Raw genomic sequence first — 12,196 nt, 5'->3', positions numbered from 1 at the left:
CTCAGGGCGCCCAGCGCTTGGGGCGGCGCTTGAGCGTCGTCAGGCCCAGCCGGTCGCAGAAGGCTTCGTACGCGGCGGCCGGCACGCCCTTCCACGCCAGGTCCTCCAGCGACGACGTGCCCGGCAGCGGCGCGTCCGTCACCAGCGTGGCCAGCCGGCGGTAGAGCAGCGCGGCGTCACGGTGCTCGCGCAGCGTCGCGGCCAGCTTCTCCGCGCCCCGGGGACGCACCTTCCACTCGGACGCCTCCGCGGGGATGTCCTCCAGGTGGCCATGCGCGCTCAGCAGCGCCGACGCGCCCTTCTCCCCGAAGCCCGGCAGTCCGGGGATGCCATCCGCCGCGTCGCCCATCAGCGCCAGCAGGTCCGGCACGCTGGCGGGCGGCACCCCCAGCTTCGCGCGCACCGCGTCCTCGTCGAGCACCTTCTCCTGACGCCGGTCCACCTGCACCACGCGGCTGCCGCGCACGCACTGGCCCAAATCCTTGTCGGGCGTGAGCAGCCGCACCTGCTCCACCGCGTCCGCCCAGCGCGCCGCGGCGGTGGCCAGCGCGTCATCCGCCTCCTGCTCCTTCATGGACCACGCGGTGACGCCCAGCGCGCGCACGGCCTCCTCCACCAGGTCGAACTGCGCGTGCAGCTCCGGCGGGACACCCTCGTCGCTCTTGTAGCCGTCGAACAGCGCGTTGCGGAACGAGCGGATGGGGTTGTCGAACGCCACCGCCACGTGCGTCACCGCTTCGTCCGCGTCGTGCAGCAGCGCGAGCAGCGAGGACATCAGCCCCACCGTGGCCTTCACGTCCTGTCCACCCGGCGCGGCATGCCCCGGACGGGGCGAGAAGTGGGCGCGGTAGAGCTCATAGGTGCCGTCGACCAGGTGCAGGCGCATGTCGCCCTCTCTACCCCCGGTGGCGCGCGCCGGCCAGCGTCCAGGTGCGCCCGTGAGGGGAAGTCCCCACGCTACAGGTGAGGCGCCTGTATGGCCGCCCGCCCGCTCTTCGGCCAACCCTGCCACGGTTGGATTGCCGGCCTGTCTCCGAGGCCCCACCTCTACGTCTGGGCGCGCCATGACGCGTGTCCACGTCCTCGAGCGGCAGGTGGTGAAACCATGCGCCTGAAGCTGGCGGCGGTGCTGCTGGGCCTGACGATGGTGGGATGCGCCGGACGGCAGGTGCTTCCCGCGCCGAATGAGCAACGCGTGCAGGCCGAGGCCTCGCTGCGCGCGGCGGAAGGCGCTGGCGCCGCTCGAGTCCCGGAAGCGGCCCTCCACCTGGAGTTCGCCCGGCAGCAGCTCGCCGACGCGGAGCGGCTGTGGGTGGAAGGCGAACAGGAAGCCGCGGCGCTGCGCTTCAGGCAGGCCGAGGCGGACGCGGAGCTGGCGCACGCGCTGGCCCGGGCCGTCCCACTGGAGCGCGCGTCGCGACGCACGGCCGCCCAGGCGGAGTCGCTGCGCCGCGGCCAGCCGTGAGCCGACAACCTCGACAGGAGAGAGCGACATGCTGAAGCGTGGATGGAAGACCCTCGCTGGCGTCACGGCGCTGGCCGCCGTGGGGTGCGCACACACGCCGCCACCACAGGAGCTCCTCAACGCGCGCGCGGCGTACCAGGAGGTCTCCACCAGCCCCCAGGGCCGTGAGCGTCCCCGCGACGTCGCGGCGGCGCGAGATGCGCTGCTGGAAGCCGAGCGGGAGTACGACCGCAGCCAGGACTCCCCTCGCACCCGCTCGCTGTCCTACGTGGCGCTGCGCAAGTCCGAGACGGCGGGGGCACGCGGCACCGCGGACCTGGCGGCGCGGCGGCAGGCCGAGGCCCAGGCCACGCTCCAGCAAGCCCAGGCGCGGCAATGGCAGCGCTCCCAGGCGGAGCTGGAGGCGGCCCGTCAGCAGCTCGCCCAGGCCGAGCGGGAGCGGCTGCAAGCCCTCCAGGAGCAGCAGCAGTCCCGACAGCACGCCGTGACGCGGCGGCAGGAAGCCGAGCGCATGCGGATGGATGCGCAGCGGCGCCAGGACGAGTCGGAACAGCTGCGGCGGTTGGCTCAGCAGCAGGAGGCGGAGTCGCGGCGGCTGGCGGAGGAAACCACGCGGCTTCAGGAAGAAGCGCAGCGCCGGGTGCGGGCCGAGACGGAATCCCAGCGCCTGGCCCAGGAGAACCACGAACTGCTCCAGCGCACGGCGGAGTTGGAGGCGGAGCAGGAGGCACGGCGCCAGGTGGAGCGGGAGCTGGAGCGCGAGCGACAGGCACGGCTCGACGCGGAACAGCGCGCCACGGAGGCCCTGACGCAGTTGGAGTCGACGGCGCGCGACGTGAAGGTCCGCGAGGAGTCCCGAGGTCTGGTGCTGACGCTGTCGGGGCAGGTGCTGTTCGCCTCGAACGCGGTGGACCTGCTCCCAGCGGCGCGTGAGCAACTGACGGAGGTGGCCCACGCGCTCAACGCGTCTGACAGCCCCATGGTCATTGAAGGCCACACGGACTCGATGGGCTCGGACGCGATGAACGAAGCCCTGTCCTACCGGCGCGCGGAGCGCGTGCGTGAGTTCCTCATCAGCCAGGGCGTGAGCCGCGACCGCGTCGAGGTGCGCGGCCTGGGCGAGTACCGGCCCGTCGGCAACAACTCCACCCCCGAGGGCCGGGCCAGCAACCGGCGCGTGGAAATCATCCTCCCGCGCGGAGGAGCGGAGGCCACCGGCGGCAGCGGCGCGCAGTCCCCGGCGACGCCTCGGCGCTGAAAGCCAACGGCCGCCGGGGTTGAATGCCCGCCATGGGCCCAGACGCAGTCCAAAGCCTGCTGAGCACCGAACGCCTGCATCTGGCGCAGCTTCCGCCGGATGCGGCGTGGCGGGTGCTCGCGTACCACGAGGCGAACCGGGAGCACGTCTCCCCCGTGTCGCCGGCGCGGCCGGCCAACTTCTTCTCGGTGACGTACTGGCGCACGCGGCTGGCGCAGGACCGCGAGGACTTCCGGCGCGACCTGTCGCTGCGCGTGTTCCTGCTGCCACGAAACCAGCCCTTCCTGCTGGCGCCCATCATCGGCAACGTGTCGCTCACGAACATCCGCCGAGGCCCGTTGCAGTCCGCGGACCTGGGCTATGGCCTGGACCACCACTACGAAGGCCAGGGCCTGATGACGGAGGCCCTGCGCGCGCTGTGTGACTACGCGTTCAACGTCATGCGCTTGCACCGCCTCCAAGCCAACCACCTGCCGGAGAACCTGCGCAGCGCCGCGGTGCTGAAGCGCCTGGGCTTCCAGGTGGAGGGCATCGCGCGGGAGCTCCTGCTCATCGACGGCCAGTGGCGAGACCACGTCCTCAACGCGCTGATTGCCCCTGGCCGGCGGGGATGACCCGGGGGGCTACTCGCCGCGCTTCGTCATGTCGAAGAGCGCCCGGGCCTGGGGGCCCAGGAAGCCATCGAAGTCCGGCGTGCGCTGGGCAATCTCGAAGTAGGCGTAGGGCCACGAGCGCGCGCCACCGCCCTTGAGCAGCACCGGCAGCGGCGCGGCCTGCGTGGCGGTCTGCCGCAGCGCTGTCCCGGGGGCGCCCTCGATGTCGGCCTTCATCGGCACGCCAGCCTCGCGCATGCGCTGCTGCCACGCCTCCACGTCGTCCACCGAGCCGGTGAAGTGGTTCACCTTGCGGCCGAAGGCGAGCAGCCAGGCCCCGTACTGGGACTCCTTCTCCAGCTCCAGCAGCGCGGCCTCGTCCGGCGGGGGCGGCGGGCCGAACCACGCGGCCAGGGCGTCCACGTCCTCGGGAGGCGCGGGGTCCTCGGGCAGCCGGGCGAGCAGCTCGCGAGCGCGCGGGGACAGCTCCTCCTGCTTCAGCTCGGAGATGAAGATGCGGGGCAGCCCCGCCGGATGTGACAGATAGATGGCGGACAGGTGCGCGTCCGGGAAGGTGTACGCGCCCGCGGCCTTCCAGCCGAGCCGGAGGAAGGGCTGCGAGAAGAGCGCGATGCCACCACCGGGCCGGGCCAGCGAGCGGAGCGCGACGTGGTCATTGCGGAAGCGGCCCCCGGAGAGCTGCACGAAGGTGCGCGCGTAGGGCACCTCCGCGGCGTAGCGCTCCCACAGCAGGTCCAGGAGACGGTGGGCGGAGTCGGTGGTCATGGCGCGCGAATCCTACGCCACCACCCGCCGAAGGCCGCCGTGATCGGCCCAGGCCACCGTCTCGTGGGGAAAAGAGCGGCGGCGCGCGGCTCCGGGTCCTTGGAGGGGACTTCAGCCAGAGACGCGCGCCGCCGAGCAGCGAAGCTGCTGAAGACTCGCCTTGGAGTTTCGAGTCTTCACACCCGCGCACCGGAAGCGAGCGCCGGAATAGGGTGTGCCGACGGAAAATGCCAGGACGCTGCAAACCGCAGCACCAACACCGCGTTGAGCTACCTTGAAGTCCTGCTAATCCAAACTTTGTAGCCGCAACATTCCGCCTGAGATGCGTGAAAGACGGCTCACATCATTTGAATGAGAGAAATTGAGAACTGAGAGTCAGTGCAGATGCTCGGGAAGCATGGGCAGTCCGTGGAAGAAGCGGCGCCCGCTCTCGAAGCGGCGGTGGAAGCAGAAGCGGTCATCCAGGTAGAGCCGCGCCATCTCCTCCTCGCCGTAGGCCGTGAAGAAGGTGGCGCGGGCCTCGTCACAAGCGGCGTCGTACGCCGCGCGCAGGGCCTCCCAGTCCTCGGGGGGAGTCTCCTCGCCGCTGAGCCAGGCGCCCTGCTCGACGCCGTATTCGCGCTCCATCAACTCCAACTCCAGCGCCAGGCGGCACACGCGGGGCTCGTCACCAATCGCCTCGTCCGCCATGGTGGTGAGGATGTGGGCCACCAGGAAGAAGCCCGCGTCGGGAGGCACCACCCCGTCCTCACGCGCGGCGCGGAAGGCCACGAGCAGCTGCGCATCCATCGCGTCGTCGCCCAGCTCCAGCAACTGGGTGGCGAGGCCCCGCCACCGCGCCTCCATGTCCCCCGCTTCCTGGAGGTTCAGTGCCTCGTCTCGCGTCTTCTTCATCGTGTGGCTCCTTCGGGAACTGCTCCCGAAAATCTCATCCGGGTCTGACGTCCAACCACGATTACGAGGACGTCCGGATTTACCGCTGCTTGCATCCGCCGTTGGGCGGATGACGGCGCATGGCGGAGGCCGTCCGCTGATGGACGCGTCGTCGCCCGTCGAGCCATGCTGCGCACCACTGTGTCCATTGACCTGCGGGCCGCGACGGCCTCGGACGAACCCTTCCTCTTCGCGCTGTACGCCAGCACCCGGGAGGCCGAGCTCGCCGCATGGGGCTGGGCGCCCGCGCAGCGCGACGCCTTCCTCCGCATGCAGTGGATGGCGCAGTCTCACGACTGGGCGGCCCGCCATCCCGGCGCCGACCACCTGGTGGTGTGCCACCAGGGCCGGCCCGTGGGGCGCCTGCTGGTCGCGAAGGACGCGGCGGCGTGGCGGGTGGTGGACATCGCCTTGCTGCCCTCGCACCAAGGCAGCGGCGTGGGGACCCGGCTGCTGACCCAGGTGCGGGACGAGGCCGGGAAGGCGGGCGTCCCCCTCCGGCTGCGAGTGCTGCGAACCAGCCCCGCGCGCAGGCTGTACGAGCGCCTGGGCTTCGAGGTGGACGCAGCGCCGCCCGAGCAGGAGGCCGCCGACCCTTACGTCGCCATGACGTGGAACCCCGCGCCACGTCAGGACTGATGCACAGCCGAACCATGCGCCAGAAACACGAACGGCCCGCGAGCTGATTGCTCGCGAGCCGCCGCATCCCCCCAAACCACCAGGGATTACAGGAACACGTTCTCCGGCGTGGGCGTGACGGTCCGGAGGTCATATCCGACGGCCCCCGCCTCGGACGGCTGAGGCACGGCCAGCGTCCCGCCCCCTCCCGAGCCGCCGTTGCCACCGCACGCGCCGCCGCCCCCCCCCGCGGAGATGGCCTGGCTGGCGCCCGTGGGGTTCGCGGTGGCGCCCGCGGCGCCCGCGTTCACCGCGATGGTGCCCGTCACGCTGGGTGTCGTGGTGGAGAGCAGTTGGATGATGCCACCGCCACCGCCACCGCCACCGCCCTTGCCCGCCCCACCCGCGTTGTTGCCCGCGCCTCCGTTGGCCCCCACCGCACGAAGGGCACCGCCCACGGTGATGGAGCCCTTGCCCACGAGGACGAGGACGCCGCCCGCGCCACCGCCCGAACCCGGCAAGTTGCTGGCGCTCCCACCGGCCTCCCCGTTGGCGTTGATAGCGCCCCCCGGCGGAACACGGAGCGCGCCCTGCGCCAGGATGACGAGCGAACCACCGCCCTTGCCACCAGGGACACCGGCCTGCTTGGCACCAGCGCCGCCCCCCTGGTTACCGGGACGCAGGAGCTGAGCAGCCTGCAGCGGGAACAACCCACGTCCCCCCTGGGGCTCACCGGCGGCCGCACGCGCCACGCCTGCCTCCGCGGGCCCGGTGCCATTGTCCTCGGCGCTGGAGTCCACGATGACCGTGCCGTTGACGGTGACATCGCCGGTGGCCCGGATGACCGTCCCGCTGGGGACAATCAGCGTGCCGTTGATGGTGACGTTCGTGAACTGCAGGTGATGCCGCCCCGCGAGCGACGCGTACCCCGCGGCCGTGGTCAAATCCAACGTGTTCCCACTGGCAACGGTGAGCGCCCCACCGGACCCGTCACCGTAGGCGCCCAGCGAGCCCGTGGCCCCCTGCGGCCCCTGCGGGCCCTGTGCTCCAGTCGGTCCCGCGGGCCCCGTTGCCCCCGCGGGCCCTGTCGCTCCCGCGGGCCCCTGGACCCCCTGCGGCCCCTGGGGGCCGTTGCACACGAAGCGCGTGAGCGCGACGGTCTCCTCGCCCACATCCAGCGTGCCATTGCGGTTGGCGTCGACACCGGTCTCCAGTCGCACGCCCCCGGTGGCGCAGTTGCCGGAGGCCGGCTCCACGGTCGTCCGCATCACCGTGCCCAGGCCGACCTCTCCCTGCGGCCCCGTGTCGCCCGCCGGGCCCACCGGCCCCTGGGCTCCCGTAGGGCCTTGCGGTCCCGCCGGACCGGCCGGGCCCACCGCGCCCGCAGGTCCCACCGGCCCCTGGGTTCCCGTGGGGCCTTGCGGTCCCGCCGGACCGACAGGTCCCATCGCGCCCGCAGGTCCCACCGGTCCCAGGTCACCTTGAATCCCCTGCTCGCCCTGGGGACCGACAGCCCCCGGTACGCCCTGCTCACCACGGAGGCCCTGCGGCCCCGCGGGGCCCTGCGGGCCCACGGCCCCCACCGGTCCCATCTCTCCGTTGCACACGAAGCGGGTCAGCGAGGCATCAACCTCCTCATCCTCCAGTTCGCCGTTCCGGTTGACGTCGATGCCGGTCTCCACCACGGCGCCGCCCTGGGAACAGTTCTCGCCGGAGGGCTCCGACGCGGTCCGCACCAGCGCCGTCAATCCCGGCGGCCCCGCGGGTCCCCCTGCCGGCCCCGCGGGCCCCACAGGGCCCTGAGGCCCATCCGCGCCAGGCGCACCCGGCTCGCCCTGGGGGCCGGCGGGCCCCGCAGCCCCCGGCGCTCCTGGAGGTCCTTCAGCGCCCGCGGGACCCGCAGGACCTTGCGGCCCCTGCGGTCCCGGCGTGCCTTCCTCACACGCCGACAGCACCAGCAGTGCCGTCAGCGGCAGCGCCTGAAACCACTTCTGATACAGCGGGCGTCGCCAGTTCTCTTGCGTCATCTGCCGGTCTCCTCGTCGTGAAACGTCATCCCGCGAGCCTCTGAGCAAGCCTCACGCCACGCCAAGAAGACCGGGGCAACCCAAGAGGTTTGGCGGTAACCGCGCAGATTCTCTCCTGTGGGAGAGCCCGCGAAACATTGCCCCAGCGTCCGGGTCGGACGCACCCGCGTTTCATCGGCACGCGGGCCTGCCGGCGTCTGAGCCGGACGCATCCGCGTCTGCACCGGACGCACGAGCGCGCGTGACACAGCGAGACAAGGAGGCACCGCGCCTCACGTTTCACTGCATGCCGCCGTCACGCCCACATGAAACACGCGCGATTCAAGCGCTGGCCGGACCTTTGCTCTGTGAGGATGCGCAACTGGTGCAGTCCGGCAGTCCTCTTCTCGAAAGGTAGACGCACGTGTCAGAGCCCTTCATCGGTCAGGTCATGATGTTCGCAGGCAACTTCGCTCCGCGGGGCTGGGCTTTCTGCCAGGGGCAGCTTCTCCCCATCGCCCAGAACACGGCGCTCTTCTCCATTCTCGGCACCACCTATGGAGGCAACGGGCAGACGACGTTCGCCCTGCCGGACCTGCGTGGCCGCTACCCCATGCAGCCGGGTCAAGGCCCCGGTCTTTCCCCTCGCACGCTGGGCGAACAAGGCGGAACTGAAACCGTGACGCTGATTTCGACGCAGATGCCGGCGCACAGTCACAGCCTGAATGTGAGCAGCCAGGCCGGCGATACGGAAACGCCAGTTGGCACCGTGCTCGCGGCGGACTCCACGGCAACAGTGCTCAACTACCGGGCCGCTCCCATCGACGGGACGATGAACCCCGCCGCCATCGGCGCTGCGGGCGGAAGCCAGCCGCACAACAACATGTCGCCCTTCTTGTGCATCAACTTCATCATCGCGCTGGAAGGCATCTACCCGTCGCGAAACTGACGCACCGTGAGCCTCGAGGGCTGCCGCGCCTCGCCTCGTCCAGGCGTGCGAGGCGCAGCAGCGGCCACGCGAACGGTCGCCGCGAAACAGTTCACCTCCCCCCCCCGTCCAGGGCTGCACAGACCCTGACCTGCGGGGTGGGTAGCCCGTTTCAGGTAGGGTGGGCACGTGGGGGGCAGCGATATGGCACGGAGCGGTGGGGGCGGTGCCCGTGTGGCCGCCACCCCTCAACGCATCTCCCGGGAGGTCCTCCTCTTCCGGCAGGGGCGCAGGGTGGCGCGCACGGTCCGCCCTGCGGAACCTGAATGACGCCCTGAAAGGGGGACGCGATGGCCGCAGGTCCACTCCCGTGGCTGCTGACCCATGGCTCGGCGGCCCTGCTCTTCGCCGCCCTGGTCGCCGGAGGCCTGGGTGTGCCCATCCCAGAGGACCTGGTGCTGCTGTCGTTGGGCATCCTCGCGCACCGGGACGTCCTTCCCATGGCCCTGGCGCTCGCGGTCGCGATGGTCGGCGTGCTCTGCGGAGACACGGCCCTCTTCCTCACCGCCCGAAGGCTGGGGCCCGCGCTGTACGAGCATCCTCGGCTGAAGAAGCTCCTGCCGCCTGAGCGCCGCGAGCGCTTGGTCCAGCTCTACGCGCGCCACGGCGGGCGCTGCGTCTTCGTGGGGCGCTTTCTCTCGGTGCTGCGCGGGGCGGTGTTCATCATGGCCGCGGTGCAAGGCATGCGGCTGCGCCACTTCCTGCTCTGGGATGGATTGGCCCTGTGCGTCAGCGCCCCGGTAGTGGTGGGGCTGGGGTACGCCTTCTCGCACAGCGTGGACGCGGTGGCGAAGGGGGCGGCGCGGGCCGAGCATCTGCTGGTGCTGGCCACCACGGCGGCGCTGCTGGCGGTGGGCGGCGTGCGCCGGCTGCGCGCGCGGCGCCAGGCCCAGCCTCCGCGGTGACGCGCGAAAAGCAAACGGCCCAAAACAGAAAACCCCCGGTGTCCACGAGGGACACCGGGGGTTTCTCAAAAAGAATCCGGCAGCGACCTACTCTCCCGCGCGGTTTCCCGCGAAGTACCATCGGCTCTGGAGGGCTTAACTTCCGTGTTCGGGATGGGAACGGGTGGAACCCCTCCGACATAGCCACCGGAAAACAAGCGACAGTGCATACAAAGGGTAAGTTTCAATTTCGTTTGAGCGAAGTCTCGCTGTGCGTATTTCAGTCTTCCAGGCGAGCGCGTGAAGCGCTCGAGCCTCGGCCTTGGCCCCGAGTCCCTTACTCCCCTTGAGGGGGCATGCAAGAGAATGGGGAAAGTAAGCCTCACGACCAATTAGTACCGGTTAGCTGAACGTGTTACCACGCTTACACACCCGGCCTATCAACGTCGTAGTCTTCGACGGGTCTTCAGGGGCTTGCGCCCGGGATACCTGGTCTTGAGGTCGGTTTCCCGCTTAGATGCTTTCAGCGGTTATCCAATCGGCACATGGCTACCCAGCGATGCCTCTGGCGAGACAACTGGTACACCAGCGGTGCCTCCAACCCGGTCCTCTCGTACTAAGGTCAGAGCCTCTCAAGTATCCTACGCCCACAGCAGATAGGGACCAAACTGTCTCACGACGTTTTGAACCCAGCTCGCGTACCGCTTTAATTGGCGAACAGCCAAACCCTTGGGACCTGCTCCAGCCCCAGGATGCGATGAGCCGACATCGAGGTGCCAAACCTCCCCGTCGATGTGAACTCTTGGGGGAGATAAGCCTGTTATCCCCGGAGTACCTTTTATCCGTTGAGCGATGGCCCTTCCATTCAGGACCACCGGATCACTATGACCTGCTTTCGCACCTGCTCGACGTGTCCGTCTCGCAGTCAAGCTCCCTTATGCCATTGCACTCGACGCCCGGTTTCCAATCGGGCTGAGGGAACCATCGCGCGCCTCCGTTACTTTTTGGGAGGCGACCGCCCCAGTCAAACTACCCACCAGACAGTGTCCCAATCCCGGCTGACGGGACATGGTTAGACACCAGAAATCAACAGGGTGGTATTTCACCGTTGCCTCCACCGAACCTAGCGGCCCGGCTTCAAAGGCTCCCACCTATCCTACACAGTCAATCCCTAGTGTCACTGTCAAGTTATAGTAAAGGTTCACGGGGTCTTTCCGTCTTGCTGCGGGTAAACTGCATCGGCACAGCTATTTCAATTTCGCTGAGTCCCTCTCCGAGACAGCGCGGAAGTCGTTACTCCATTCGTGCAGGTCGGAACTTACCCGACAAGGAATTTCGCTACCTTAGGACCGTTATAGTTACGGCCGCCGTTTACTGGGGCTTCGGATCATCGCTTCACCTTGCGGCTGACGAATCCCCTTAACCTTCCAGCACCGGGCAGGAGTCAGACCCTATACGTCGGCTTGTCGCCTTCGCAGAGTCCTGTGTTTTTGGTAAACAGTCGCTACCGCCATTTCTCTGCAACCTCTCTCGGCTTCGGCTGTACGCCTACACCTACCAGAGGCCCACCTTCTTCCGAAGTTACGGTGGAAATTTGCCTAGTTCCTTGGAGGAGAGTTCTCTCAAGCGCCTTAGGATTTTCTCCTCGCCCACCTGTGTCGGTTTACGGTACGGACACCCTGTAAGCTCCCTACGGGACTTTTCTTGGAAGCAGAGCATCAGCGACTTACCCCTTACGGGGCGCCATGGAGTCTCGGGGATGGCTGCCGCGCCTTTATTCGTACGCGACACCCCTACACCTTTAGACTGACACAACCACCGGTCAGCTCGCCTAGCTTTCTCCGTCCTCCCTTAGTTCAACGCTCACAAGATGGTGCAGGAATATTAACCCGCTTTCCATCACCTACGCCTTTCGGCCTCGGCTTAGGTTCCGACTAACCCTGGGAAGATTAACTTGACCCAGGAAACCTTGGGCTTACGGCGAGGGGGTTTCTCACCCCCTTTATCGCTACTCATTTCGGCATCAGCACTCCCAGTCGCTCCAGCCGCCTTTTCAGTCGACCTTCGCTGCAACTGGGACGCTCCCCTACCGCCATACGCTTTACGTATGACCCGAAGCTTCGGCACTAGTCTTGAGCCCCGTTACATTTTCGGCGCGGCCTGTCTTGACCAGTGAGCTATTACGCTTTCTTTAAAGGATGGCTGCTTCTAAGCCAACCTCCTGGTTGTCAATGACCTGCCACATCCTTTCTAGTGTTCACTTAGACTAGATTTGGGGGCCTTAGCTGTCGGTCTGGGTTATTCCCCTCTTGCCAATGGACGTTATCACCCACTGACTGCGTCCCGGGATAACAATTGCCGGCATTCGGAGTTTGGTACGGTTTGGTAATCTGGTGAGACCCCTAGCCGTTCCAGTGCTCTACCTCCGGCATTGAATTGCCCGAGCCGATACCTAAATATCTTTCGGGAGAACCAGCTATCACGGAGTTTGATTGGCCTTTCACCCCTACACACAGCTCATCCCAGAAATTTTCAACTTTCACGGGTTCGGTCCTCCATGCGGTGTTACCCGCACTTCAACCTGGCCATGTGTAGATCACCCCGCTTCGGGTTATAATACACGCAACTAAACGCCCTGTTCGGACTCGCTTTCGCTCCGGCTCCA

At 68.1% G+C, this 12,196-nt stretch carries 10 protein-coding genes and 2 rRNA genes (1 of these 12 running past the window's edge); 6 read left to right on the top strand and 6 right to left on the bottom strand.

The window, feature by feature from the left end; all coding sequences use genetic code 11:
- Position 1 precedes the first annotated feature (1 nt).
- The gene (locus tag KGD87_RS28415; RefSeq protein ID WP_284664080.1) at positions 2–886 is read right to left on the bottom strand and encodes a 5'-3' exonuclease; all 885 of its coding nucleotides are present in this window, start codon (positions 884–886) and stop codon (positions 2–4) included.
- A 219-nt stretch (positions 887–1,105) separates the two neighbouring features.
- Here KGD87_RS28415 and KGD87_RS28410 point away from each other — a divergent pair, with 219 nt between their 5' ends.
- The 3 genes from KGD87_RS28410 to KGD87_RS28400 are packed head-to-tail and all read left to right on the top strand — an operon-like array spanning position 1,106 to position 3,337.
- Entirely contained in the window at positions 1,106–1,465 is a 360-nt protein-coding gene (locus tag KGD87_RS28410; protein ID WP_284664079.1) for a DUF4398 domain-containing protein, read from the top strand.
- Positions 1,466–1,493: 28 nt separating this feature from the next.
- Positions 1,494–2,723 carry an OmpA family protein gene (locus KGD87_RS28405; protein ID WP_284664078.1) on the top strand — a complete coding sequence of 410 codons (1,230 nt, stop codon included), beginning with the start codon at positions 1,494–1,496 and terminating at the stop codon, positions 2,721–2,723.
- Positions 2,724–2,746: 23 nt separating this feature from the next.
- On the top strand, positions 2,747–3,337 hold the full coding sequence (locus KGD87_RS28400; protein WP_284664077.1) for a GNAT family N-acetyltransferase: 591 nt from the start codon (positions 2,747–2,749) through the stop codon (positions 3,335–3,337).
- 9 nt (positions 3,338–3,346) lie between these two features.
- On the opposite strand, the gene KGD87_RS28395 is transcribed toward KGD87_RS28400, so the two are convergent.
- Both KGD87_RS28395 and KGD87_RS28390 read right to left on the bottom strand, forming a co-directional pair.
- Positions 3,347–4,102 (bottom strand): DUF1338 domain-containing protein, encoded by a 756-nt coding sequence (locus KGD87_RS28395; protein WP_284664075.1) that lies wholly within the window; start codon positions 4,100–4,102, stop codon positions 3,347–3,349.
- A 375-nt stretch (positions 4,103–4,477) separates the two neighbouring features.
- The gene (locus KGD87_RS28390; RefSeq protein WP_284664073.1) at positions 4,478–4,996 is read right to left on the bottom strand and encodes a hypothetical protein; all 519 of its coding nucleotides are present in this window, start codon (positions 4,994–4,996) and stop codon (positions 4,478–4,480) included.
- 165 nt (positions 4,997–5,161) lie between these two features.
- Between KGD87_RS28390 and KGD87_RS28385 the strand changes: the two genes are divergently transcribed.
- Positions 5,162–5,674, top strand: a complete 513-nt coding sequence (locus KGD87_RS28385) for a GNAT family N-acetyltransferase (protein ID WP_284664071.1) — start codon at positions 5,162–5,164, stop codon at positions 5,672–5,674.
- 86 nt (positions 5,675–5,760) lie between these two features.
- On the opposite strand, the gene KGD87_RS28380 is transcribed toward KGD87_RS28385, so the two are convergent.
- A complete protein-coding gene (locus KGD87_RS28380) occupies positions 5,761–7,680 on the bottom strand; it encodes a DUF7151 family protein (protein WP_284664069.1) in 1,920 nt (639 codons plus the stop codon).
- Between the two features lie 403 nt (positions 7,681–8,083).
- Here KGD87_RS28380 and KGD87_RS28375 point away from each other — a divergent pair, with 403 nt between their 5' ends.
- A complete protein-coding gene (locus KGD87_RS28375; RefSeq protein WP_284664067.1) occupies positions 8,084–8,608 on the top strand; it encodes a phage tail protein in 525 nt (174 codons plus the stop codon).
- A gap of 329 nt (positions 8,609–8,937) precedes the next feature.
- Positions 8,938–9,552 carry a DedA family protein gene (locus KGD87_RS28370; RefSeq protein WP_284664066.1) on the top strand — a complete coding sequence of 205 codons (615 nt, stop codon included), beginning with the start codon at positions 8,938–8,940 and terminating at the stop codon, positions 9,550–9,552.
- 74 nt (positions 9,553–9,626) lie between these two features.
- Here KGD87_RS28370 and rrf read toward each other — a convergent pair.
- Positions 9,627–9,743, bottom strand: a 5S ribosomal RNA gene (gene rrf / locus KGD87_RS28365).
- Positions 9,744–9,902: 159 nt separating this feature from the next.
- Positions 9,903–12,196, bottom strand: a 23S ribosomal RNA gene (locus tag KGD87_RS28360); it runs 668 nt beyond the window's last position.

It is taken from the genome of Myxococcus sp. SDU36, from assembly GCF_030168875.1.
Classification (GTDB): domain Bacteria; phylum Myxococcota; class Myxococcia; order Myxococcales; family Myxococcaceae; genus Myxococcus; species Myxococcus vastator.
The sequence above is the reverse complement of the archived record's forward strand: the minus strand, read 5'-3'. Positions and strand labels throughout refer to the sequence as shown.